General features: G+C 59.4%; 18 protein-coding genes. 7 read left to right on the top strand and 11 right to left on the bottom strand.

Annotated features, from left to right (window positions below; genetic code table 11):
* Window positions 1–246: 246 nt before the first annotated feature.
* The 3 genes from QMX91_RS08890 (at window position 247) to QMX91_RS08880 (ending at window position 4278) form a co-directional block, all read left to right on the top strand.
* On the top strand, window positions 247–1830 hold the full coding sequence (locus tag QMX91_RS08890; RefSeq protein WP_027610807.1) for a peptide chain release factor 3: 1584 nt from the start codon (window positions 247–249) through the stop codon (window positions 1828–1830).
* Between the two features lie 806 nt (window positions 1831–2636).
* Complete coding sequence (locus QMX91_RS08885) at window positions 2637–3866, top strand: MFS transporter (protein WP_282412567.1); 1230 nt, start codon at window positions 2637–2639, stop codon at window positions 3864–3866.
* A gap of 157 nt (window positions 3867–4023) precedes the next feature.
* Window positions 4024–4278, top strand: a complete 255-nt coding sequence (locus QMX91_RS08880; RefSeq protein ID WP_047291237.1) for a hypothetical protein — start codon at window positions 4024–4026, stop codon at window positions 4276–4278.
* A 200-nt stretch (window positions 4279–4478) separates the two neighbouring features.
* On the opposite strand, the gene QMX91_RS08875 is transcribed toward QMX91_RS08880, so the two are convergent.
* From QMX91_RS08875 to QMX91_RS08835, 9 genes are all read right to left on the bottom strand, one after another.
* Window positions 4479–5459 (bottom strand): peptide ABC transporter ATP-binding protein, encoded by a 981-nt coding sequence (locus QMX91_RS08875; protein ID WP_027610810.1) that lies wholly within the window; start codon window positions 5457–5459, stop codon window positions 4479–4481.
* Window positions 5459–6427, bottom strand: coding sequence for an ABC transporter ATP-binding protein (locus QMX91_RS08870; protein ID WP_134785427.1), 969 nt, complete (start codon window positions 6425–6427; stop codon window positions 5459–5461). Before QMX91_RS08870 ends, QMX91_RS08875 begins: the two co-directional genes overlap by 1 nt.
* Before the next feature lie 10 nt (window positions 6428–6437).
* Window positions 6438–7364 carry an ABC transporter permease subunit gene (locus QMX91_RS08865; RefSeq protein ID WP_007966702.1) on the bottom strand — a complete coding sequence of 309 codons (927 nt, stop codon included), beginning with the start codon at window positions 7362–7364 and terminating at the stop codon, window positions 6438–6440.
* 10 nt (window positions 7365–7374) lie between these two features.
* Entirely contained in the window at window positions 7375–8385 is a 1011-nt protein-coding gene (locus QMX91_RS08860) for an ABC transporter permease subunit (RefSeq protein WP_007953665.1), read from the bottom strand.
* A 73-nt stretch (window positions 8386–8458) separates the two neighbouring features.
* Window positions 8459–10054, bottom strand: coding sequence for an ABC transporter substrate-binding protein (locus QMX91_RS08855; RefSeq protein ID WP_098967183.1), 1596 nt, complete (start codon window positions 10052–10054; stop codon window positions 8459–8461).
* A 77-nt stretch (window positions 10055–10131) separates the two neighbouring features.
* Window positions 10132–11553, bottom strand: coding sequence for an OprD family porin (locus tag QMX91_RS08850; RefSeq protein ID WP_134785428.1), 1422 nt, complete (start codon window positions 11551–11553; stop codon window positions 10132–10134).
* Between the two features lie 175 nt (window positions 11554–11728).
* Window positions 11729–13327 carry an ABC transporter substrate-binding protein gene (locus tag QMX91_RS08845; protein WP_098967187.1) on the bottom strand — a complete coding sequence of 533 codons (1599 nt, stop codon included), beginning with the start codon at window positions 13325–13327 and terminating at the stop codon, window positions 11729–11731.
* A gap of 303 nt (window positions 13328–13630) precedes the next feature.
* Window positions 13631–15256, bottom strand: coding sequence for an ABC transporter substrate-binding protein (locus QMX91_RS08840; RefSeq protein ID WP_139055907.1), 1626 nt, complete (start codon window positions 15254–15256; stop codon window positions 13631–13633).
* A gap of 260 nt (window positions 15257–15516) precedes the next feature.
* Complete coding sequence (locus QMX91_RS08835; RefSeq protein ID WP_282412566.1) at window positions 15517–17118, bottom strand: ABC transporter substrate-binding protein; 1602 nt, start codon at window positions 17116–17118, stop codon at window positions 15517–15519.
* 969 nt (window positions 17119–18087) lie between these two features.
* Here QMX91_RS08835 and QMX91_RS08830 point away from each other — a divergent pair.
* A complete protein-coding gene (locus QMX91_RS08830) occupies window positions 18088–18447 on the top strand; it encodes a DUF6124 family protein (RefSeq protein WP_210558896.1) in 360 nt (119 codons plus the stop codon).
* Window positions 18448–18617: 170 nt separating this feature from the next.
* On the opposite strand, the gene QMX91_RS08825 is transcribed toward QMX91_RS08830, so the two are convergent.
* A complete protein-coding gene (locus QMX91_RS08825) occupies window positions 18618–19337 on the bottom strand; it encodes an SIMPL domain-containing protein (protein WP_282412565.1) in 720 nt (239 codons plus the stop codon).
* A 407-nt stretch (window positions 19338–19744) separates the two neighbouring features.
* Between QMX91_RS08825 and QMX91_RS08820 the strand changes: the two genes are divergently transcribed.
* Both QMX91_RS08820 and QMX91_RS08815 read left to right on the top strand, forming a co-directional pair.
* Window positions 19745–21007 carry an ATP-binding protein gene (locus QMX91_RS08820; RefSeq protein WP_202370190.1) on the top strand — a complete coding sequence of 421 codons (1263 nt, stop codon included), beginning with the start codon at window positions 19745–19747 and terminating at the stop codon, window positions 21005–21007.
* On the top strand, window positions 21000–21560 hold the full coding sequence (locus QMX91_RS08815) for a response regulator transcription factor (RefSeq protein ID WP_003221630.1): 561 nt from the start codon (window positions 21000–21002) through the stop codon (window positions 21558–21560). The genes QMX91_RS08820 and QMX91_RS08815 overlap by 8 nt, the downstream gene beginning before the upstream one ends.
* A gap of 71 nt (window positions 21561–21631) precedes the next feature.
* On the opposite strand, the gene QMX91_RS08810 is transcribed toward QMX91_RS08815, so the two are convergent.
* A complete protein-coding gene (locus QMX91_RS08810; RefSeq protein ID WP_282412564.1) occupies window positions 21632–21958 on the bottom strand; it encodes a hypothetical protein in 327 nt (108 codons plus the stop codon).
* 270 nt (window positions 21959–22228) lie between these two features.
* On the opposite strand from QMX91_RS08810, the gene QMX91_RS08805 reads away from it, so the two are divergent.
* Complete coding sequence (locus QMX91_RS08805) at window positions 22229–23956, top strand: ABC transporter ATP-binding protein/permease (protein WP_134785434.1); 1728 nt, start codon at window positions 22229–22231, stop codon at window positions 23954–23956.
* The last annotated feature ends 89 nt before the right edge of the window (window positions 23957–24045 follow it).

The following is a 24045-nucleotide window of genomic DNA, read 5'->3' as shown; positions in this document are numbered from 1 at the left end:
GCAGCTCCTTCAGCACCGGCAACAAGCGGTCTGAAAGCGAGCCATGAGCGCAGCCTCGTCAGGCTAACTTGCTGATTTTTCAGCCCCTGACGAAATGTCGTAACAGGGGATGGACGTCTCCGTGCTTTAAAAGGTTCCCATCTGGGGCAGCATTTGGCCACCCTTAATGTGCTCAACGGTTCGGTTATTGCATCGAGTTGGGCTATAATCGCGGCCCTTTTTTGAATCACCGCCAGGCGATTTCCCATGACCAACCAGGCCGCCGAAGTCGCGAAACGCCGCACTTTCGCCATTATTTCCCACCCCGATGCCGGTAAAACCACGATCACCGAAAAGCTCCTGTTGATGGGCAAGGCGATTGCAGTGGCCGGTACGGTGAAATCCCGTAAATCCGACCGCCATGCGACATCCGACTGGATGGAGATGGAGAAGCAGCGGGGTATTTCCATTACCACGTCGGTCATGCAGTTCCCGTATCGCGAACACATGATCAACCTGCTCGACACACCGGGCCACGAAGACTTCTCCGAAGACACCTACCGCACCCTGACGGCGGTCGACTCGGCATTGATGGTCCTCGACGGCGGTAAAGGCGTTGAGCCACGGACCATCGCCCTGATGGACGTCTGCCGTCTGCGTGACACGCCGATCGTCAGCTTCATCAACAAACTCGACCGTGACATCCGCGACCCGATCGAACTGCTCGACGAAATCGAAGCCGTCCTGAAGATCAAGGCAGCGCCGATCACCTGGCCGATCGGTTGCTACCGCGACTTCAAGGGCGTGTACCACCTGGCCGACGACTACATCATTGTCTACACCGCCGGTCACGGTCACGAACGCACCGAAACCAAGATCATCGAGAAGCTCGATTCCGACGAGGCGCGCGCGCACTTGGGCGACGAGTACGATCGCTTCCTCGAACAGCTGGAACTGGTGCAGGGCGCCTGCCACGAGTTCAACCAGCAGGAGTTCCTCGACGGTCAACTGACTCCGGTGTTCTTCGGTACGGCATTGGGCAACTTCGGTGTCGACCACGTGCTCGACGCTGTAGTTGACTGGGCCCCGCGTCCGCTGGCCCGTGTCGCCAACGAACGTACCGTGGAGCCGGTGGAAGAGAAGTTCTCGGGCTTCATCTTCAAGATCCAGGCGAACATGGACCCGAAGCACCGCGACCGCATCGCCTTCATGCGTATCTGCTCCGGCAAGTACGAGAAAGGCATGAAGATGCGCCACGTGCGTACCGGCAAGGACGTGCGCATCGGCGACGCCCTGACGTTCTTCTCCTCCGAGCGTGAACAGCTGGAAGAGGCGTACGCCGGCGACATCATCGGTCTGCATAACCACGGCACGATCCAGATCGGCGACACCTTCAGCGAAGGTGAAGTCCTCGGTTTCACCGGTATCCCGCACTTCGCCCCGGAGCTGTTCCGTCGTGTGCGTCTGCGTGATCCGCTGAAGTCCAAGCAGTTGCGTCAGGGTCTGCAGCAGTTGGCCGAAGAAGGCGCGACCCAGGTGTTCTTCCCGGAGCGCAGCAACGACATCATTCTTGGCGCCGTCGGTGTGCTGCAGTTTGATGTGGTAGCGAGCCGCTTGAAGGAGGAATACAAGGTTGAGTGCTCTTATGAGCCGATCACCGTTTACTCCGCGCGCTGGATTGAATGCAGTGACAAGAAGAAGCTTGAGGAGTTTTCCAACAAGGCGGTGGAGAACCTCGCACTGGATGGCGGTGGGCACCTGACCTACCTGGCGCCGACGCGGGTTAACCTGGCGTTGATGGAAGAGCGGTGGCCGGATGTGAAATTCCGTGCGACGCGTGAGCATCACTAAGCGCTGAGCTGGTTTGTTCGAAAGCCCCTGAGGTGTAGGCCTTGGGGGCTTTTTTTTGGGGGCTTTGGTCTTGGCGGCCTTTGGGCCGACCAGGTTCTTGGTTTTTTTGTGTACATATCCGTTTTTTTGGTAACGGCTACTAAGGGTTTCGCCCTTACGGCGAGTCACCTTTTCCAAACGCCGAAAAGGTAACCCAAAAGGCTTGCTCCTGCGTTCGGCCCACTCGCTGGGGCTCGGGGTCCCTTCGCTGCGGGATTGATCCGGGCGCAGCGCCTACGGTTTGCTTCGCTGCACCTCCTCTCGCTGTGTTTGGCTTCGCCAAACGGTCGCTGCGCTCCCACCCCCGGATCAATCCCTCCACTCAGCCTTCCGACGTCGCCCGTGGATCAAGATCAAAAGCTTTCGGCGAGCTGACACTCGGCCATTTGAGTGGTGAAAAGCATGCGTTCGGCTCAGGCTCTTCTGTGGGGGCTGGCTCGCCAGCGAAGGCGGCCTGACAGCCGACCAATCTCTACCTGAATACACCGGGTTCAACCTGTGGGAGCGGGCTTGCTCGCGAAGGCTGCCTGACAGCCGACCAGTCTCCAGCTGACCGCACCCATTCCCACTGTAGGAGCCAGCCTGCTGGCGATGGCGGCCTGACAGCCGACCAGTTTCTCTAATCCAATTGAGCGACTGAAGGAAGCTCCTTGCAGGGACTGTAGGACGAATCCGTATTTTGAGATCTCAAGGTTCTTGAACGCGACAACCGGCGCGCTGGACGTTAGTGTTCCAGGTCACGCCAGTCGCTTTGAGAGGTCAATGGAATGACGCGCAACCTCATCCATCTGCTGCGCCCCAATGGCTATTTCAGTCTGATGGCCTGGGTGCTTGCGGCGTTGCTGTTCATCAATCGTCTGAGCAGCATGGTCAAGTTGTTCATGGCGCTGTATCTGCGTCAGGAGCTGGGGCTGGCGATTGAAACCGTCGGCTGGTTGCTGTCGGCCTATGGTGCCGGGTTGTTGGTCGGTTCGATGCTCGGTGGGCTGCTCAGTGATCATGTGCGCACGGCGCGGCTGACGGCGACGCTGTTCTTTGTTTCGGTGTGGGTGTTGATCCTGCTGGGGCTGGTCTCGCAAGTGCCGTTGCTTGCGGCATTGCTGTTGCTCAGCGGGACGATCGATGGGGCCATTCGCACCCTGCACCAACGCCTGATCATGGAGTACTGCGAAGTCGCTCAACGCTCGCGCGCGCAGGCCTTGAGCCGGGTGGCGCGCAACCTTGGCATCGCCGCCGCAGGTGTGGCGGGCGGGGTGTTGGCGCAGATGGATTTCCGTTGGGTGTTTTTTGTCAGTGCGGCGATGACGTTGCTGGCGTTGCTGTGGTTTGTGCGCACTACCTGGCACCGTGAGGTGCTCGAGCCCGATGAGGTGACCGAGGCTGGCACTGGCACACCGTTGCGCGACGCGGCGTTCCTCTGGCTGCTCGGTGCGGCCGTGTTGCTGGGGATGGCCTTCGACACGGTTTACAGCACGCTGGGCAACTATCTGCGCGACTACTACCACTTAAGCACCGAGGCCATCGGCTGGCAGTTCGGGCTTAACGCGATGCTGGTGGTGGCGCTGCAGATACCACTGACGCATTGGGGCGAGCGCTGGGGCTTGCGTCGGCAATTGCTGGCGGGTTGTGTGTTGCTGGCGGTCGGGTTGGGAATGCTGCCGTTTGGTTCGGGGCTGTTTTACGTGTGTTTGTCGACGGTGATCTGGACGTTGGGTGAAGCTTTTTTCATGCCGCCGATGAATGTGCTGGTCATGCGGCATGCGCAGGGCGGCAAAAGCGGCCAGTATTTCGGCCTGTTTTTCATGAGCTGGAGCGCCAGTGCATTGCTGTCGCCGGTGTTGAGTGGTCAGTTGTATGGTCGCTTCGGCGGCCACAGTGTATGGCTTGCAAGCGCGACACTGGCGTTGTTGACCTTGCCGCTGATCTGCTTGGCGACGCGCTCATCGACCCAGGACAAGGCGCTGGCCACCAGCAAACGCACGGCCTCGCTTAGCTGATTCGGTTATAGCGGTTATTCACAAGTGATCTGCCGTACCGGGGCATTTCCCGGGGTTGGTCAGCGTCCTATCTGGTGAACCGGACTGATCGGAACTAGATTTCATTCAGCGCCGGATCGGCACCCCAGGCTTCAACCACGAAAGGATGGAAATGGCTATGAGCATTTTTCAACGCATTGTGCTGTTGCTTAAGGTTTTGGTGATGTTGACGCTTGGCACTACGGCGGCGTGGGCAAGTTCTGCCACACCATCACAGGGGTTTAACGCAGCCCACGGACAAGCCGGTGTGGTCATGCTGGCCAAGTCGGAATCCGAACCGGGCGATCAGGATCAGGGCGGCAGCAAGGATGATGACGACTCGACCACTGACGAGCCGGACACTGACGATGACGAAGGCGACAGCCAGTCGTAAATCGCCGGCAAAAGAAAACCCCTTCTTCCCCGACTGATGCGCAATCGGGGGAGAAGGGGTTTGGTTAACGCTTTAGCGACAACTCAAGTTCCCTGTGGGAGGGGGCTTGCTCCCGAAAGCGGTGAGCCAGTCACCATTATCAGTGACTGTCACACCGCATTCGCGAGCAAGCCCGCTCCCACAATTTCGTCCGCCGTTAATCAGGCGGCGCCGTCGAGGAATTGCTCGGCGTAGTGGCAGGCCACCTGGCGATTATCCAATTCACGCAACAACGGCTCTTCAGTGCTGCAACGCTCGGTCGCGTACGGGCAGCGCTTGTGGAACGCGCAGCCCGGTGGCGGGTTCAGCGGGTTGGGCAATTCGCCGACGATCTTGATTTTCGGCTTGTTCGGGTCCGGGTGAATGGTCGGGGTCGCCGACAGCAACGCCTGGGTGTACGGGTGCAGCGGACGTTCGTAGATAGCGTCTTTCGGGCCCATTTCCACCGGGCGACCGAGGTACATCACCATCACGTCATCGGCCACATGTTGCACCACCGCCAGGTTGTGCGAGATGAACACGTACGCCGTGTTGAACTCTTGCTGCAGATCCATGAACAGGTTCAGCACCTGGGCCTGAATCGACACGTCCAGTGCCGAGGTCGGCTCATCCGCCACCAGCACTTTCGGTTGCAGCATCATCGCCCGGGCGAGAGCGATCCGCTGGCGCTGACCGCCGGAGAACATGTGCGGATAGCGCTGGTAGTGCTCGGGACGCAAGCCGACCTGCTTCATCATCGCCTGGACTTTTTCGCGGCGTTCAGCGGCGGACAGGTTGGTGTTGATCAGCAGCGGCTCGCCGAGTTGGTCACCGACTTTCTGCCGTGGGTTCAACGACGCGTACGGGCTCTGGAATACCATCTGCACGTCTTTGCGCAGTTGTTTGCGCTGGGCCTTGTCGGCGCCAGCCACTTCCTGGCCGGCGATTTTCAACGAACCGGACGACGGCTCTTCAATCAGGGTCAGGGCGCGGGCGAGGGTGGATTTGCCGCAGCCCGATTCGCCGACTACGGCGAGGGTCTTGCCGGCTTCCAGTTCGAACGACACGCCGTTGAGCGCGCGTACGGTGGCGTGCCCCTTGAACAGGCCACGGGAGACTTCGTAGTGACGGGTCAGGTCGCGGGCGGTAAGTACGACGGCCATTACGCCACCTCCTGGTTCAGCGGGAAGAAGCAGCGCGCGAGGCTGTTGCTTTTCGGATCAAGGGCCGGACGCTGCGCGCGGCAGGTGTCCTGCACGTACGGGCAGCGCGGCGACAGCAGGCAACCCTGCGGGCGGTCATAACGGCCCGGGACGATGCCCGGCAGTGTCGCCAGACGCTCGGCGCCCTGGCTGTGTTCCGGAATCGCCTTGAGCAGCGCTTCGCTGTACGGGTGCGCCGGGATGTCGAACAGTTGCGGCACCTGACCGACTTCGACAGCCTGGCCGGCGTACATCACGCACACGCGCTGGGCGGTTTCGGCCACAACCGCGAGGTCGTGAGTGATCAGCACCAGGCCCATGTTCTGTTCTTTCTGCAACGCCAGCAGCAGATCCATGATCTGTGCCTGAATCGTCACGTCCAGTGCCGTGGTCGGTTCGTCGGCGATCAGCAGTTTCGGCTCGCCGGCAATCGCCATGGCGATCGCGACACGCTGGCTCATACCGCCGGACAGTTGGTGCGGGTAGGCGTCCATACGGCTGGCGGCGCCCGGGATCTCTACTTTTTCCAGCAGCTCGATGGCGCGTTTGCGCGCTTGCTTGCCGGACATTTTCAGGTGCAGGCGCAGCACTTCTTCGATCTGGAAACCGACGGTGTAGCTCGGGTTGAGCGCGGTCATCGGGTCCTGGAACACCATCGACAGGTCTTTGCCGACGATTTGCCGACGCTGGCGATTGCTCAGCTTGAGCATGTCTTTGCCGTCAAAGCTGAGCGAGTCGGCGGTGACGATGCCGGGATGCTCGATCAGGCCCATCAGCGCCATCATGGTCACGGATTTACCCGAACCCGATTCGCCTACGATCGCCAGGACTTCGCCTTTGTCGACTTTCAGGTCGAGGCCATCGACAACGGGTGTCGCGGTTTTGTCGCCGAAGCGAACGTTGAGATTCTTGATTTCTAGCAGTGACATGGGAATCTCCTCAGGCGGCGTTCTTGAGTTTCGGGTCCAGCGCATCGCGCAGACCGTCGCCCATCAAGTTGATTGCCAGCACGCTGAGCAAAATGGTCAAACCAGGCAGACTCACGACCCACCAGGCGCGTTCGATGTAGTCGCGTGCCGAGGCCAGCATGGTGCCCCACTCAGGGGTTGGCGGTTGTACGCCAAGGCCGAGGAAGCCCAGGGCGGCGGCATCGAGAATCGCCGAGGAGAAGCTCAGGGTGGCCTGCACGATCAGCGGCGCCATGCAGTTGGGCAGCACGGTGATGAACATCAGGCGTGGCAGACCGGCACCGGCCAGGCGTGCGGCGGTCACGTAGTCGCGGTTCAGTTCGCCCATTACCGCAGCACGGGTCAGACGCACGTAGGACGGCAGCGATACCACAGCAATGGCGATCACGGTGTTGATCAGGCCAGGGCCGAGGATGGCGACGATCGCCACAGCCAGCAGCAGGGACGGCAGGGCCAGCATGATGTCCATCAGACGCATGATGGTCGGGCCGATCATTTTCGGGAAGAAACCGGCGAACAGACCCAGCAGGATCCCCGGGATCAGCGACATCACCACCGACGACAGACCGATCAGCAGCGACAGGCGCGAACCCTGGATCAGCCGTGACAGCAGGTCGCGACCCAGTTCATCGGTGCCGAGCAGGAATTGCATCTGCCCGCCTTCGAGCCACGCCGGTGGCGTCAGCAGGAAGTCCCGGTATTGCTCGCTCGGGTTATGCGGGGCGACCCACGGCGCGAAGATCGCGCAGAAAATCACCAGCAGCATGAACAACAGGCCGGCAACCGCGCCCTTGTTCTTGGAGAAGGCTTGCCAGAATTCTTTGTACGGTGACGGGTACAGCAGGCTTTGATCCGCGTTTGGGGCGGAAGTGGCTACTGAGGATGTTGGAGTGCTCATGGTATGGACCTCAGCGCTGATGACGGATGCGTGGGTTGGCAAAGCCGTAGAGGATGTCCACTACGAAGTTGACCAGAATCACCAGGCAGGCGATTAACAGGATGCCGTTTTGCACAACCGGGTAGTCCCGGGCGCCGATGGCTTCGATCAGCCATTTACCGATGCCGGGCCAGGAGAAAATGGTTTCGGTCAGGACTGCACCGGCCAGCAGGGTGCCGACTTGCAGGCCGACCACGGTCAGCACCGGAATCAGCGCGTTGCGCAGGCCGTGCACGAACACCACGCGCGAGGGCGACAGGCCTTTGGCCTTGGCGGTACGGATGTAGTCTTCACGCAGCACTTCGAGCATCGACGAACGGGTCATCCGCGCGATCACCGCCAGCGGAATGGTGCCGAGCACGATGGCCGGCAGGATCAGGTGATGCAGGGCATCGAGGAACGCGCCCATGTCATCGGCCAGCAGCGTGTCGATCAGCATGAAACCGGTGCGCGGCTCGATGTCGTAAAGCAGGTCGATCCGCCCGGACACCGGGGTCCAGCCCAGGCTCACCGAGAAGAACATGATCAGGATCAGGCCCCACCAGAAGATCGGCATCGAATACCCCGCCAGGGAGATGCCCATCACCCCATGGTCGAACAGGGATCCTCGCTTTAGAGCCGCAATCACCCCGGCCAGAAGACCGAGGATGCCGGCAAACAGCAGGGCGGCCATGGACAGTTCCAGGGTCGCCGGGAAGAGGGAGGTGAACTCGGTCCATACGCTCTCACGCGTACGCAGGGATTCGCCGAGATCGCCGTGGGCCAGTTTGCCGATGTAGTCCAGGTACTGGGCATACAGCGGTTTGTTCAGACCTAGGCGTTCCATTGCCTGAGCGTGCATTTCGGGGTCGACCCGACGTTCGCCCATCATCACTTCCACGGGGTCGCCCGGAATCATGCGAATCAACGCGAAAGTCAGCAAGGTGATGCCGAAAAACGTGGGGATCAACAACCCCAGTCGGCGGGCAATAAAACTAAACATCTTGTGTGGTACCTCATCAGCCGGTTAGGCGTGCCCGGCGACCCTGGGGTCAGGGAGGCCGGGAGTTTCTTATCTACTTCACCTGGGTAGTGGCGAAGTTATTGGTTGTGAGAGGGCTGATGTGATAACCCTCTACGTTGTTGCGCATTGCGGTAAACATCCGGGTGTGGGCCATGCTGATCCACGGTTGGTCCTGATTAAACAGCACCTGGGCCTGTTCGTAGAGTTTGGCGCGTTCGGCCGGATCTACTTTAGCCCGTGCTTCGTCGAGCAGGGTCTGGAATTTCTCGTTGCACCAGCGCGCGTAGTTTTCGCCGTTCTTGGCTGCTTCGCAACTGAGCATAGGCGTCAGGAAGTTATCCGGGTCGCCGTTGTCGCCCGCCCATCCGGCCGACACCATGTCGTGCTCGCCGGCCTTGGCGCGTTTGAGCATTTCGCCCCATTCCATGACGCGGATGTCGATCTTGATTCCGACCTTGGCCAGGTCAGCCTGCATCATCTGCGCGCCCAGCATCGGGTTCGGGTTGGTCGGGCCGCCACCGTTACGGGTAAACAGGGTAAACACGGTGCCTTCCGGAACCCCGGCTTCCTTGAGCAGGGCGCGTGCCTTGTCCAGATCGCGTGGCGGGTTCTTCAGGTCGTGGTTGTAGCCCAGCAGCGTCGGCGGGTACGGGTTGACCGCCACGCTGGCGTTGCCTTTGCCGAACAGCGCGTTGACGTAGGCTTCCTTGTCGAACGCGATGTCGATGGCCTTACGCACGCGCACGTCGCTCATGTATTTGTGCTGGGTGTTCATGGCGATGTACGAGACGGTCATCGCGTCCATCTCGTCGACTTTCAGGTTGCTGTCTTTCTTGATGCTCGGGATGTCATCCGGTTTCGGATACAGCGCGATCTGGCACTCGTTGGCCTTGAGCTTCTGCAGGCGCACGTTGTTGTCGGTGGCAATCGCCAGGATCAGCGCGTCAGCCGGGGCCTTGCCACGGAAGTAGTCCGGGTTGGCCTTGAAGCGCACCTGCGCATCCTTGGCGTAGCGCTGGAAGATAAACGGACCGGTGCCGATCGGCTTGCTGTTCAGGTCGGCAGTTTTGCCAGACTTGAGCAACTGGTCGGCGTATTCGGCCGGGTAGATCGAGGAGAACGCCATGGCGATGTCGGCCAGGAACGGCGCTTCGCGGCGGGTCAGGGTGAACTTGACCGTGTTGTCGTCGACTTTCTCTACGCTTTTGAGCAGTTCCTTGAAGCCCATGCTTTCAAAGTACGGGAAGCCCACGCTCGACAGTTTGTGCCACGGGTGATTCGGGTCCAGCTGACGCTGGAAGCTCCAGACCACGTCGTCGGCGTTCATGTCGCGGGTCGGCTTGAAGTATTCGGTGGTGTGAAACTTGACGCCTTTGCGCAGGTGGAACGTGTACGTCAGGCCGTCTTCACTGATGTCCCAGGATTCGGCCAGTGCCGGAATCACTTCGGTGGTGCCGGGTTTGAAGTCGGCCAGACGGTTGAAGATCGTTTCGGCCACCGCATCGGCAGTGACTGCAGTTGTGTACTGGACCATATCGAAGCCTTCCGGACTGGCTTCGGTGCAGACCACCAAGGGTTTGGCCGAGACGCCGATGGCGGCGCTCAACAACGCGGCAGCAACGGCCGCACGTAGGGGAAGCATTTTCATCGATAACCCTCTGCAATCGGTTGAAGACAAAAACCGAACGGCCGACTCGTCATGAGTCAGCCGTCGGTTGGCGGTTTTTACAGGATGTTGAACGGGATGGTGGTCACGAGACGGAACTCGTTGATGTTGCCGTCAGCCTGGTGCTCGCTCGCGCGGTGAGTGGTGTAAGTCGCGCGAATCGCGGTGGCCTTCAGAGGGCCGCTCTGCACAGCGTAAGAGGCGCCGATGCCGTATTCGTAGTGGCTTTCGCCGTCCATCAGGCTCAGGTCGCCGCGCTTGTCACCTGGGACGGTGTAGGCAGTACCGGTGTAGTGAGTCCCGTCGATGCCCCAGCCGCGAGCCTGATAGATGTTGAACTTCAGGCCTGGCACGCCGTATTCGGCCATGTTGATGCCATAGGCGATCTGGAAGGATTTCTCGTTCGGGCCGTTGAAGTCCGACAGCAGGGAGTTGGCCAGGTAGATGCCGTTGGTTTCGTGCAGGTAGTCGAAGTACTCGTCACCGTTCACTTGCTGGTACGAGAAGGTCAGGCTGTGAGCCTGGTGGGTCAGGCCGAACGACAGCGAGTAGGTGTCGTTGTCGATGTTGCCCATCAACTTTTTGCCTTCGTCGACGGTTTTGTAGTAGTTCAGGCCGGTGGTCAGGCTCAGTACCTGGCTATCACCCAGTTCGTGGGTGGCGCCGAAGTAGTACTGGTTCCAGAAGTCTTCGACATTGGCTACGTACAGGCTGGTTTTCAGACTCTTGAGCGGCTGGTAGTTCACGCCGCCGGTGTAGACCTTGTCAGTTTCCGCGCCGTTGGCGTTGTACTCACTGCGGAATTTCGACAGGCTCTGCTCGGTACGAGGCGAGACGCGGTCGAAACCGGCCAGGTCGAACGACAGGTTGTTGAATTCTTCGCTGTGCAGGCTGATACCTTCGAAGCTCGAAGGCAGCGGACGGTTGCCGATGACGTCGACGATCGGGGTGCTGAAATTCTGACGACCCGCGGTCAGCGTAGTGTTGGAAACACGGAACTTGACGTTGGCCAGACCCAGTTTGCTCCACTGGTCGACAGCGTCGCCGTCGGAGTGCGCCAGGGTGCGGTTGGAGCCGCCAGCAATGTCCTTGCGGTCGCGGTCGAGAGCGATGGCGTTGTAGGCCGCCACCTCGGTGCTGACGCCAACGGTACCTTGGGTAAAGCCCGAGGTGTAGTTGACGATTGTGCCCTGCACCCAGTTGATACGGCGCGGGGTCTTGGTCCGGACCACTGGCGAAGTATTCTTGTCGCTGTTTTTCACGTAGCTGAAAGTGTCGTCGCGACGACGCAGTTCGTTGGCATACCAGTTACGCGTGGTGCCGCCCAGACTTTGTCCATCGACAAAACCTTTGGCCTCGCTTTGGGCGCTGCTGCCGGCCAGAGTGGTCGGTACGAATTCCTGACTGACAGGTTCTGCATACGCCGTAGCGGTGATGCTGCTGATGGCCAAGGCCAGTATCGCGGTGCTGCTCAGTTTCATGGGTGAAGCTCCTTTACTTTCTTTTTATGCCGGCTTTTTTGGGTTGGCCGGTTATTGGTTTAGAACTCATTCACACATCGCAAACGTTTGCAAAAGGCCTGATTGGCGAATTTCGGCAAAGCGCTTGCGTGAGGGGGATAGACAGCCCCCTCAGCGTTGCGGCTAATCGGTTGGGTTAATCGATACTGACGCCCGAGAACACATTGCGACCGAAGGGGCTGACCTTGAAGCCTTCAACCCGGGCGCTTAACGGCTGGTTGACCGTCGAGTGGGCGACAGGCGTGATCGGCACTTGCTGCTTGAGCAACTGCTGCGCCTGTTTGTAGAGCGTGGTGCGCTGGTCGCGATCGGTGACGACCTTGGCCTCTTTGATCAGCTTGTCGTACGCCGGATCGCACCACATGGAATAGTTGTTGCCGCCAATGGCGTCGCAGCTGTACAGGGTGCCCAGCCAGTTGTCCGGGTCCCCGTTGTCGCCGGTCCAGCCGATCAGGCTGATATCGTGCTCGCCATTCTTGGTGCGCTTGATGTACTCGCCCCATTCGTAGCTGACGATCTTCACTTTCAGACCGATTTTCGCCCAGTCTGCCTGGAGCATTTCGGCCATCAGTTTGGCGTTCGGGTTGTATGGACGCTGCACCGGCATCGCCCACAGGGTGATCTCGGTGCCTTCTTTCACGCCGGCAGCCTTGAGCAGCTCGCGGGCTTTTTCCGGGTTGTAGGCGGCGTCTTTGATGCTGTCGTCGTAGGACCACTGGGTCGGTGGCATGGCGTTGACCGCCAGTTGCCCGGCGCCTTGATAAACAGCGTTGAGAATCCCCTGTTTATTCACCGCCATGTCCAGCGCCTGACGTACTTCGAGCTGGTCGAAGGGCTTGTGGCGCACGTTGTAGGCGATGTAGCCGAGGTTGAAGCCCGGCTTGGAAATCAGCTGCAGTTTCGGGTCGGCCTTCAGCGCTTCAACATCGGCAGGGCGCGGGTGCAGAGTGATCTGGCATTCGCCGGCCTTGAGCTTCTGCACGCGCACCGAAGCGTCGGTGTTGATCGCGAAGATCAGGTTCTTCAGCTTGACCCGGCTCGGGTCCCAGTAGTGCTCGTTACCGGTGTAACGGATATTCGAGTCTTTCTGATAGCTCTTGAACACGAACGGCCCGGTGCCGACCGGCTTCTGGTTGATGTCGCTCGGCTTGCCTTCGGCCAGCAGCTTGTCGGCGTATTCGGCGGACAGGATGGCAGCGAAGCTCATGGCGATGTTCTGGATGAACGCGGCGTCGACGCTGTTGAGCGTGAATTCCACGGTCAGCGGCCCGGTCTTTTCGACCTTGGCAATGTTCTTGTTCAGGCTCATCCCGTTGAAATACGGGAATTCGGTCGGATAAGCCTTACGGAATGGCTGTTGCGGATCGAGCATGCGGTTAAACGTGAACAGCACGTCGTCGGCGTTGAAATCGCGCGTCGGTTTGAAGTACGGCGTTGTATGAAATTTCACACCTTCACGCAGGTGAAAGGTGTACTTGAGACCATCCTCGGAAATATCCCACTTGGTTGCCAGTCCCGGTACGACGTTGGTCGCGCCTTTTTCAAACTCGACCAGGCGGTTGTACAGCGGCTCGGCGGCATCGTTATCGGTGGCCGTCGTGTATTGCGCGGTATCAAAACCCGCCGGGCTGCCTTCGGAGCAGAACACCAGGCTGTTGCTGGCGGCGTAACTGGCGGACGTGGCGGCCAACAGGCCGGCGCCCAGCAGTGCGGAAAAAACCAAGGTATGGCGCATGACGCTCCCTCTTTTTTGTAGTGTTGTTCAATGCACCGCGGTCCCGTCCAGGGACGCTGAGGTGGCATTGAGCTCAATCCAGTACGTACAGCAAGCCGGTGGCCCACGCAGAAACTGGTCAGAACCCGACGGTAGGTGCCGTGGGTCTGGCAGTAAATGCGCTGAGTCCTAAAGACTCGTAGGAAAAGGCAACACGTCATGTACCTCCCTGTTAGAGCAGGGTGGAAATGGCTGTAGGCAAATTCCTGGCTAGTCGGCAGAAAAAAAACAGCGGCGCCGCTTTAAACGTCGCCGCTGTTTCTTTTAATTGCTGACGCTGACGCCGTAGAAGGAGTTCAAGCCGAATGGGCTGATCTTGAAGTCCTGCACGTTGGCGCGCATGGGTTGATACACCGTCGAGTGAGCGATAGGTGTCATTGGGACTGCATCTTTGAGGACGTGTTGCGCCTGTTTGTACAGTTCGGTGCGCTTGGCCTGGTCGGTAGTGCGTTTGGCTTCCTTGACGAGGCCGTCGAACTTCTTGTCGCACCACTTGGAGAAGTTGTTGCCGCTGAGCGAGTCGCAGCCGAACAGCACGTTCAGCCAGTTGTCCGGGTCACCATTGTCACCGCTCCAGCCAATGATCATGGCCTGGTTCTCGCCACCTTTGGAACGCTTGATGTACTCGCCCCACTCGTAGCTGGTGATCTTCACGTTCAGGCCGATCTTCTTCCAGTCGGACTGAAGCATTTCAGCCATCAGCTTGGCGTTGGGGTTGTACGGACGCTGAACCGGCATCGCCCACAGAACGATCTCGGTACCTTCCTTGACGCCAGCTTCCTTGAGCAGTTGCTTGGCTTTTTCAGGATCGTACTTGGCGTCCTTGATGGTGGTGTCGTAGGACCACTGGGTCGGTGGCATGGCGTTGACGGCCAGCTGGCCGGCGCCCTGGTAAACCGAATCGATGATCTGCGGCTTGTTCACCGCCATGTCCAGCGCCTGACGTACGCGCAGGTCAGCCAGCGGGTTAGCCTCGTTGCTGCCCTTGACCTTGTCCATCACGTTGTAGGCGATGTAGCCCAGGTTGAAACCGGCCTGGTCAGGCATCTTCAGGGTCTTGTCGGCCTTCAGCGCCGCGAGATCCGCCGGACGCGGGAACAGGGTGACCTGGCACTCGTTCTTTTTCAGTTTCTGGATACGTACCGACGGGTCGGTGGTGATGGCGAAGATCAGGTTGTCGATCTTCACGTCCTCAGGCTTCCAGTAATCCTTGTTGCCGGTGTAGCGGATGTTCGAGTCTTTCTGGTAGCTCTTGAACACGAACGGACCAGTGCCGATCGGCTTCTGGTTGATGTCGGCAGCCTTGCCTTCCTTGAGCAGCTGGGCAGCGTACTCGGCGGACTGGATCGAGGCGAAGCTCATGGCCATGTTCTGGATGAACGCGGCGTCGACTTCTTTCAGCGTGAACTTGACGGTGTGGTCGTCGACTTTATCGATCTTGGTGATGTTGGTGTCCATCCCCATGTCGGTGAAGTACGGGAATTCGGTCGGGTACGCCTTACGGAACGGGTCATCCTTGTTAATCATGCGATTGAAGGTGAACAGCACGTCGTCGGCGTTGAACTCACGAGTCGGCTTGAAATACGAGGTGGTGTGGAACTTGACGCCTTCACGCAAGTGGAAGGTGTAAGTCAGGCCGTCCGGGGAAATGTCCCAGCTGGTGGCCAGGCCCGGGATAACGGCGGTGCCGCCACGCTCGAACTGGCTCAGACGGTTGAACATGGTTTCGGCTGAGGCGTCGAAGTCGGTTCCGGTGGTGTACTGGCCTGGATCAAAACCGGCCGGGCTCCCTTCGGAGCAGAACACCAGGTTAGTCGCAGCGGATGCGAAAGGTGCGGAGGCTAACAAGCCTGCGCCGACTAAAAACGGAATGACCGCGTGTTTAAGCATGTTGGCCTCATGATTTGTTGTCATTTTTTAATATTGAGGTACGACCTCGTGAGTCGTGCCTGCGGATACTTATGCAGGGGCCATACCCAATGCAAGATCCAGAGTGTGAGCGAGCGTTAAACGGTGGCACGTACGTACCTTAATGTCGCATCTGTATAACTTTTGACGCATTTGACCGTTTGCGGGTGGATTTTACGGTGCAAACGAAGCCCCAAAACGGTGCGCTGGTCACGTTGTGCGCGCCGCATTGGGGCTCGGTGTTACTTATTTATACCCACGCCGTAGAAGGGCGTAAGGCCAAACGGACTGATCTTGAAGTCGGTCACTTCCTTGCGCAGCGGCTGGAACACCGTGGAGTTGGCGATCGGGGTGATCGGCACCTGCTGTTTAAGGATCAGTTGCGCCTGTTGATACAGTTTTACCCGTTGCGCCTTGTCGGTGGTCACCTTGGCCTGCTGCACCAGTTTGTCGTAGGCCGGGTCGCACCACTTGGCGTAGTTGCTGCCCTTGACTGCCGCGCAGCTGTAGAGCACGCCGAGCCAGTTGTCCGGGTCGCCGTTGTCACCTGTCCAACCATAGATCATCGCGTCGTGTTCGCCATTTTTCGCACGCTTGATGTACTCGCCCCATTCGTAGCTGACGATGTTGGCCTTGATGCCGATTTTCTCCCAATCCTGCTGGATCATCTGCGCCGACATGCGTGCATTCGGGTTTGAGGCGCGCTGCACCGTCATCGCCCACAGGTTGATGGTGGTACCCGGCGCAACCCCGGCTTCCTTGAGTAGCGCCTTGGCTTTCGCCGGGTCGTATGGCGCGTCCTTGATGTTCGGGTCATACGACCATTGCGCCGGCGGCAAGGCGTTCTGCGCCAGTTGGCCGGCACTCTGGTAAACGGCTTTGATGATTGCCGGTTTGTCGATGGCCATGTCCAGTGCCTGACGGACCTTGAGCTGGTCCAATGGCGGGTGAGTGGTGTTGTAGGCGAGGAAGCCGAGGTTGAATCCGGGCTGCTTGAGCACGCGCAGGTTCGGGTCTTTCTCCATGACTTCGATGTCGGCCGGGCGCGGGTAGCCGCTGACCTGGCATTCGCCGGCCTTGAGTTTCTGCAGGCGTACGGCGGCGTCGGGGGTGATCGAGAAGATCAGGTTGTCGATCTTCACGTCTTCGGGTTTCCAGTAGGCCGGGTTGGCGGCGTAGCGGATCTGCGAATCTTTCTGGTAGCGCTTGAATACGAACGGGCCGGTGCCCACCGGTTTCTGGTTGAGGTCGGCGGCTTTGCCTTCCTTTAGCAGTTGCGCGGCGTATTCGGCCGATTGCACCGAGGCGAAGCTCATGGCGAGGTTTTGCACGAACGCGGCGTCAACGTTGTTCAGGTTGAAGCGCACGGTCTGATCGTCGATTTTTTCTACCGATTTGATCGTGGTGTTCAGGCCCATGTCGGTGAAGTACGGGGACTCGGCGGGGTAGGCCTTGCGGAAGGCGTTGTCGGGGTCGAGCAGGCGCTGGAAGGTGAACAGTACGTCGTCGGCGTTGAAGTCGCGGGTCGGGGTGAAATATTCCGTTGTGTGGAATTTCACGCCTTGCCGTAAGTGGAAGGTGTATTGCAGGCCGTCGCTGGAGACGTCCCATTTTGTCGCCAGGCCGGGTTCGATGTCGGTGCCGCCGCGCTGGAATTGGGTGAGGCGGTTGAAGACGGTTTCGGCGGAGGCGTCGAAGTCGGTGCCGCTGGTGTATTGGCTGGGGTCGAAGCCTGCCGGGCTGGCTTCGGAGCAGTAGACAAGGGTGGTGGCGGCGTTGGCGATTGGGGTGGTTGCGGCCAGGGCCAGGGAGATCAGGAGCGGTTTGAGGGTGGATCTTGGCATGGAGTCCCCGGGTCGATTGGAGGTGGTTGTGTTTTCAGGGTAGCGGGGATTTGGGGGACTTCGGAAATATCGTTTTTCCTGTTGAGATGTCTATCTCGGTATATCTGGGGCTTTTGGGTGCATATCCGTTGCTGCGGTAACGGCGGCTTGGGGTTCCGCCCTTACGGCGGGTCACTTTTTCCAGACGCCGAAAAAGTAACCAAAAAGGCTTGCTCCTGCGTTCGGCCCGCTCGCTGGGGCTCGGGGTCCCTTCGCTCCGGGATCGATCCGGGGGCAGCGCCTACGGTTTGCTTCGCTGCACCTCCTCTCGCTGTGTTTGGCTGCGCCAAACGGTCGCTGCGCTCCCACCCCCGGATCAATCCCTCCACTCAGTCTTCCGACGTCGCCTTACAGATCAAAAGCCGCAGCCGAGCTAACGCTCATCCTGTTGAGTGGTGAAAGCGGGGGGGCGGCTTTGGTTTTGTGGTGGATTTGCCCCTCATCGGAACGCCGCCCGCCCAGCCCTCTCCCGAGGGAGAGGGGGCCGATTTTTGGGCTTTTCAAAATTGGAGTTCGGCTCGGTATTTCATGTCGGCGTAGCTCCCCCAAATACCTCGGTCAGTCCCCTCTCCCTCCGGGAGAGGGCTAGGGTGAGGGTTGGCTTTTGGCTGTTTAAATCTGTGTCAAATAACCAGAACCTTCCCACAAGGTTTTCAGGTTGTCCCTCGGACGCCAGCTCTCTAGCCTTGGGCTGTCGCTGAAAACTCAGCGATCGGGTGTGAGAACCCGCAGGAACTGTTAATCCACAATCAGTACCACCATAATTGCCGCCGGCATTTCTGCTGCTGCAATGTTCTATGGCGGCTGTGTGCGGGCGGGCTTCGGTCCGGCCGGGCTTGTTCCTACCGGTTTCTCACCCCGCACATTGCTGCCACCACTCCGCCGCGTGAGAAACGGCGAGTGAATGGCTTTTGATTAGGAACGCTATCAATGTCCAAGCCTGTCCCCGATCCACCCCCAGAAACAACCCCACTCACCGAAGCCCTCAACGCCGAAGACCTTGCAAAAAACCGCGAAGCGATCAAACGCGCCCTCGACTTCTACCTCAGCCCCGAAGCTACAAAACCGCGCCCCCCGAGTTCGATGTTCCTCGTCCATCCGGGCATCGACACGGAAAGCCTGCTGGCGCATGCCTGTGAATCCCTGGCCTCGGCCAACACCATGGCCAGCGATTTCGCCGATCAGCTCAGTCGTCCGCAGCGCAATACGGCGCTGGCGATTCAGCAGATCATCATGCTCGCTGAGCTGGCGGTGAATCGGGCGCTGGATCGGGTGGATCCGCAGGCTTGAGACCGCGTTATCGTTCATCGCGAGCAGGCTCACTCCTACAGGGGAACGCATTCCAAATTGTAGGAGTGAGCCTGCTCGCGATGGCGACGGAACATTCACCACAAAATCCAGGCACAAAAAAACCGGCGATCAATCTCTGATCGCCGGTTTCTCATTCATCGCACATCAATTCACTGCATCAGCACTTCGATCGAGCCATCGGCGGTCAGGCTGACCTGGCTGGTGCCGGCTTCAACTTCTGGCGTGACCGGTGCCGAATCCGCCATGCCGGCGGCTTTCATCATCATCGGGGCGCGCATGTACGGTTGCGGGAAGCCATTGCTGTTGAGGTTCAGGTTGACGATTTTGTAGCCCTTGCCGCCCAGTGCATCGGTGGCCAGTTGCGCGCGGGCCTTGAAGGCGATGACGGCTTCTTTCAGCAACTTGTCCTCGCTGGCCTTGCGGGTCGGCTCGGCGATGGCGAAGTCCATGCCGCCCATTTTCAGGTCGGTCAGCAGTTCGCCGGTGAGTTTGGACAGGGCGGCGAAGTCGGCGCTTTCCAGGCGCAGTTCGGCGCGTTCACGCCAACCGGTGATTTTCTGGCCCTTGGTGTCGTAGATCGGGTAGCTGTTGCGGCTGCCCTGGTGCAGGGTGATGTCTTTGACTTGCTTGGCCTGGGCGAGTGCCTTGTTCATGGTGGTGCTGACGTCGGCGGCGAGTTTGGCCGGGTCGGTGTTTTGCGCTTCGGTGTAGAGCGTCACGATCATCAGGTCGCGGGCCACTTCCTGGCTGACTTCGGCGCGCAGGGAAATCTGGTTGTAGTGCAGCTCATCGGCGGCTAGCGCCGGAAGGCTGGCGATGCTGCCGACGGTCAGGGCGAGAAGGGCGGCGCTGCGGCGAAATGTGTGCATGAAAGCTCCTTGATGAGGGCGCAGGTGCTGGATCGGGGGGCCTGCGTGAAACCATCAGACTCTAGCTTTTATGCTCCGGTTCGCCCAGTTACAACTTCTATACAGATGTCCGCAAGTTGAAAGCACTCTGTGGTGAGGGGATTTATCCCCGATGGGTGGCGAAGCCGCCCAAATGCTGCAACTAGATTTATTTCAGGAGAATGGGGGCGCAGGTTTTACGACTGCTGCGCAGCCGATCGGGGATGAATCCCCTCACCACAGTTGATCTCTTCATGCCTCGGAATTTCGTGTGAGGTAGCCGATTTTTCTGGTAGCGCCATGTGGTCATTTGCCGCACTTTCGCCTCTCAAAGGCGCGGCTTGGTTATACTCCGTGCGATCCGCCTGGAGCGCTCATCAGGAGAGCTCATGCTCGCCCCCGTACAACTGACTTCCGCCACTCGCCAGAACCTCTGGCGGCTGACCTTCATTCGCACCCTGGTGCTCGCCGCGCAGGCCGGTTCCGTCGGCCTGGCCTACTGGCTGCAACTGCTGCCGTTGCCGTGGGTGCAACTGGCGATGACCCTCGGCTGCTCGATTCTGCTGTGCGTGTTCACCGCCGTGCGCCTGCGCACTTCATGGCCGGTGACTGAACTCGAATACGCCCTGCAACTGGCCTGCGATCTGGTGATCCACAGTGCGTTGCTGTATTTCTCCGGCGGTTCGACCAACCCGTTCGTTTCCTACTATCTGGTGCCGCTGACCATCGCGGCGGTGACGCTGCCGTGGCGTTATTCGGTGATTCTGTCGGGTATCGCGCTGGCGCTGTACACCGTGATGCTCACGCGTTTCTACCCGTTGGAAACTCTGCCGGTGGCCCGCGAGAACCTGCAGATCTACGGCATGTGGCTGAGCTTCGCGCTGGCGGCTGCGGTCATCACGTTTTTCGCTGCGCGCATGGCTGAAGAGCTGCGTCGTCAGGAAGAGTTGCGGGCGATTCGCCGCGAAGAAGGCCTGCGCGATCAGCAATTGCTCGCCGTCGCCACTCAGGCGGCCGGCGCCGCGCATGAACTCGGCACGCCGCTGGCGACCATGAGTGTGTTGCTCAAGGAAATGCAGCAGGATCATCCCGACGCGATGCTGCAGGACGACCTCAAGGTGCTGCAGGACCAGGTCAAACTCTGCAAAGAAACCCTGCAGCAACTGGTGCGCGCCGCCGAAGCCAACCGCCGTATGGCCGTGGAAATGCAGGATGTCACCCAATGGCTCGACGAAGCGCTGAACCGCTGGCACCTGATGCGTCCGGAAGCCAGTTATCGCTTCCAGCGTCTCGGCCAGGGCGCAGTCCCGCGCATGGCACCGCCGCCGGATCTGACTCAGGCGCTGCTCAACCTGCTGAACAACGCCGCCGACGCCTGCCCGGAAAATCTCCAGGTGACGCTGGACTGGGACGCGGAAACCGTGACCATCAGTATTCGTGACCACGGCGCCGGTGTGCCGCTGGCCATTGCCGAGCAGATCGGCAAACCGTTTTTTACCACCAAGGGCAAAGGTTTCGGCCTGGGCCTGTTTTTGAGCAAGGCCAGCGTGACACGCGCCGGCGGCTCAGTGAAACTCTATAGTCATGAGGAAGGCGGCACGCTCACCGAGCTGCGCCTGCCCCACGGCGCCCGAGGAGACCAACATGAGTGACGAAATCCAAGTCGAAGGCGAAGAACTGCCGCATTTGCTGCTGGTCGACGACGACGCAACGTTCACCCGAGTAATGGCCCGTGCCATGGCTCGTCGTGGCTTTCGCGTCAGCACCGCAGGTTCCGCCGAAGAAGGCCTGACCATCGCCCAGGCCGACCTGCCGGACTACGCCGCGCTGGACTTGAAAATGGACGGCGACTCCGGCCTGGTGCTGCTGCCCAAGCTGCTGGAGCTGGACCCGGAAATGCGCGTGGTGATCCTCACCGGTTATTCGAGCATTGCCACCGCGGTCGAAGCGATCAAGCGCGGCGCCTGCAACTACCTGTGCAAACCGGCCGACGCCGACGACGTACTGGCCGCGCTGCTCTCCGAGCACGCCGACCTCGACAGTCTGGTGCCGGAAAACCCGATGTCGGTTGACCGTCTGCAATGGGAGCACATCCAGCGTGTGCTGACCGAACACGAAGGCAACATTTCCGCCACTGCCCGCGCCCTGGGCATGCACCGCCGCACCCTGCAGCGCAAGCTGCAGAAGCGCCCGGTTCGTCGTTGAGAGGTTTTCTGGCCGAATGAGCTGGATTGAATGAAACAGGCGCTACCCTGCATTCGGGTAGCGCCTTGGGTTCAATCTACAACCGTGAAGAATGTTTTTGGCGATGAGTATTGTTTTTCACCCAGTGTCGCTTTGCATTGCGCGTAGAGATCCAGCCCCAACCAGCTTTCCAAGGTAGCTTTTGATACCGGGAGAATAAGCTCGTTGTTTTTACCGCCTTTCTGTTCGGATTTCTTTCCGGAGGCATAACCGATCCAGGCAGCATCGATATGAACCTCGGAGTTTTTGGACCCGAATGTGAATGTAGTTCCCGAATTCCCGAGCTTGCTGATAGACAGTTTGCCATTCCTGATCGAATCGCTGGTTGGAGCATTAAGCGGGTTTTCTTCTTTGTTCATGACCAATTCCTTTCGTTGTCAGAGGGGTAATCTGCTCTCCTGATTCACAGCGAATTCCTTGCAGGAGGCCAGCCCAGTTGATCAGCCTGAATAGCCCCCCTCTACTGTCAACTCTGACAGTCCCGATGAACGGTACGTGCGCTCGCTGCGATACTGAAACCCCCATCAATCTGAACAATCCCTGAATGAGCCAGTCCCACTCTGGCGATAAAACGAACCGATCAACTATGATCGGTGCGTGTCTGTTCTTTTCTTTATCGAGCCTTTTCCATGAATCAGAACGCTGAATATTCCGCGGTCAACGATGCTGTGCGCGGGCAGTTTTTTCGCAAGGTGTGGGCGATCATCACGCCCTACTGGCGCAGTGAAGAGAAGGGCAAGGCCTGGACGCTGCTGATTGCGGTGATCGCGCTCTCGCTGCTGAGCGTGGGCATCTCGGTGTGGTTCAACACCTGGTACAAGGACTTCTACAACGCCCTGCAAAAGAAGGATGAAGCGGCGTTCTGGCGCTTGATTCTGTATTTTTGCGGCATTGCGGCCGTGGCGATTGTCGGTGCCGTGTACCGGCTGTATCTGACCCAGATGCTGACGATTCGCTGGCGGGCCTGGCTCACCGAAAAGCATTTCTCCCGTTGGCTTGCCGACAAGAATTACTACCAGCTGGAGCAGGGCGGTTACACCGATAACCCGGACCAGCGGATTTCAGAAGACCTCAACAAGTTCACCGCCACCACCTTAAGCCTGGGTATTGGCTTGCTGAGCAATGTCGTCAGTCTGGTGTCTTTTTCGATCATCCTCTGGGGTGTATCGGGCAGCATCGAAGTGTTCGGGGTTACGATTCCCGGTTACATGTTCTGGTGTGTGCTGATTTACGCAGGGGTGGGTAGTTGGCTGACGCATTTGATCGGTCGGCGCTTGATCGGCCTGAACAACAGACAACAGCGTTTCGAGGCTGACCTGCGTTTCTCCATGGTTCGAATTCGTGAGAATGCCGAGAGCATCGCGTTGTACAACGGCGAGCCGAACGAGAACCGCCGGCTGAGCAGCCGTTTCGGTCTGGTCTGGCACAACTTCTGGGACATCATGAAAGTGTCCAAACGACTGACCTTCTTTACCGCCGGCTACAGCCAAGCAGCCGTGATCTTTCCGTTTATCGTTGCGGCGCCGCGTTACTTCGCCGGCAAGATCGAGCTGGGTGAACTGATGCAAATCAGCTCGGCATTCGGCAACGTCCAGGAGAGTTTCAGCTGGTTCATCAGCGCCTATCAAGAGCTGGCCTCGTGGCGCGCCACCTGTGATCGTCTGCTGAGTTTCCGTCAGGCCATGACCGATAACGAACAGCGTACGCCGGCCATCGACGTGCAGAATCAGGGCAGTGAATTGCAAGTGCACAACCTCGGTCTGGACTTGGCTGATGGTCGTCATCTGCTGACCAGCGCCGACATGACAGTCGAGCCGGGTGAGCGGGTGATGCTCAGCGGCCGATCCGGCAGCGGCAAGTCGACGTTGCTGCGGGCGATGGGGCATCTGTGGCCGGCGGGCCACGGCAACATCCGGCTGCCGGCGGCGCGTTACCTGTTCCTGCCGCAGAAACCGTACCTGCCGATCGGCACCTTGCGCGAGGCCTTGAGTTATCCACAGCCGGGCGATACCTATGCGCCGGAGCGCTACGCCGAGGTGCTGGAAACTTGCCGACTGCCGCATCTGGTTGCGCGTCTGGACGAAGCCAATCACTGGCAGCGCATGCTGTCGCCGGGTGAGCAGCAACGCCTGGCTTTCGCCCGTGCCATGCTTTACGCACCGCAATGGCTGTACATGGACGAAGCGACGTCGGCGATGGATGAAGAGGATGAGGCAACGTTGTATCAGGCGCTGATCGATCAGTTGCCGGGCCTGAGCATCGTCAGCGTCGGCCACCGCAGCAGCCTGAAGCGTTTCCACCCTAGACATGTGCGGATCGACAGCGGGCATCTGGTGGAGCAGGCCGTGACCGCTTGATCACCACAACCCCCTGTGGGAGCGGGCTTGCTCGCGAAGGCGTCTCTTCAGTCGACAAATCGGTTGCCTGACACACCGCCTTCGCGAGC

Source organism: Pseudomonas sp. PS01299, from assembly GCF_029960145.1.
Taxonomy (GTDB): Bacteria; Pseudomonadota; Gammaproteobacteria; order Pseudomonadales; family Pseudomonadaceae; genus Aquipseudomonas; species Aquipseudomonas putida_A.
Note: the sequence above shows the minus strand (reverse complement) of the source record. Positions and strands in the feature narration are given on the sequence as shown.

Excerpts from the sequence above, each read along its gene's own strand:
- QMX91_RS08855 (WP_098967183.1), bottom strand. The coding sequence starts at position 10,054 with ATGAAAATGCTTCCCCTACGTGCGGCCGTTGCTGCCGCGTTGTTGAGC.
- QMX91_RS08835 (WP_282412566.1), bottom strand. The coding sequence starts at position 17,118 with ATGCCAAGATCCACCCTCAAACCGCTCCTGATCTCCCTGGCCCTGGCC.
- QMX91_RS08810 (WP_282412564.1), bottom strand. The coding sequence starts at position 21,958 with ATGAACAAAGAAGAAAACCCGCTTAATGCTCCAACCAGCGATTCGATC.
- QMX91_RS08880 (WP_047291237.1), top strand. The coding sequence starts at position 4,024 with ATGAGCATTTTTCAACGCATTGTGCTGTTGCTTAAGGTTTTGGTGATG.
- QMX91_RS08845 (WP_098967187.1), bottom strand. The coding sequence starts at position 13,327 with ATGCGCCATACCTTGGTTTTTTCCGCACTGCTGGGCGCCGGCCTGTTG.
- QMX91_RS08870 (WP_134785427.1), bottom strand. The coding sequence starts at position 6,427 with ATGTCACTGCTAGAAATCAAGAATCTCAACGTTCGCTTCGGCGACAAA.
- QMX91_RS08840 (WP_139055907.1), bottom strand. The coding sequence starts at position 15,256 with ATGCTTAAACACGCGGTCATTCCGTTTTTAGTCGGCGCAGGCTTGTTA.
- QMX91_RS08885 (WP_282412567.1), top strand. The coding sequence starts at position 2,637 with ATGACGCGCAACCTCATCCATCTGCTGCGCCCCAATGGCTATTTCAGT.
- QMX91_RS08865 (WP_007966702.1), bottom strand. The coding sequence starts at position 7,364 with ATGAGCACTCCAACATCCTCAGTAGCCACTTCCGCCCCAAACGCGGAT.
- QMX91_RS08850 (WP_134785428.1), bottom strand. The coding sequence starts at position 11,553 with ATGAAACTGAGCAGCACCGCGATACTGGCCTTGGCCATCAGCAGCATC.
- QMX91_RS08875 (WP_027610810.1), bottom strand. The coding sequence starts at position 5,459 with ATGGCCGTCGTACTTACCGCCCGCGACCTGACCCGTCACTACGAAGTC.
- QMX91_RS08815 (WP_003221630.1), top strand. The coding sequence starts at position 21,000 with ATGAGTGACGAAATCCAAGTCGAAGGCGAAGAACTGCCGCATTTGCTG.
- QMX91_RS08830 (WP_210558896.1), top strand. The coding sequence starts at position 18,088 with ATGTCCAAGCCTGTCCCCGATCCACCCCCAGAAACAACCCCACTCACC.
- QMX91_RS08825 (WP_282412565.1), bottom strand. The coding sequence starts at position 19,337 with ATGCACACATTTCGCCGCAGCGCCGCCCTTCTCGCCCTGACCGTCGGC.
- QMX91_RS08860 (WP_007953665.1), bottom strand. The coding sequence starts at position 8,385 with ATGTTTAGTTTTATTGCCCGCCGACTGGGGTTGTTGATCCCCACGTTT.
- QMX91_RS08820 (WP_202370190.1), top strand. The coding sequence starts at position 19,745 with ATGCTCGCCCCCGTACAACTGACTTCCGCCACTCGCCAGAACCTCTGG.
- QMX91_RS08805 (WP_134785434.1), top strand. The coding sequence starts at position 22,229 with ATGAATCAGAACGCTGAATATTCCGCGGTCAACGATGCTGTGCGCGGG.
- QMX91_RS08890 (WP_027610807.1), top strand. The coding sequence starts at position 247 with ATGACCAACCAGGCCGCCGAAGTCGCGAAACGCCGCACTTTCGCCATT.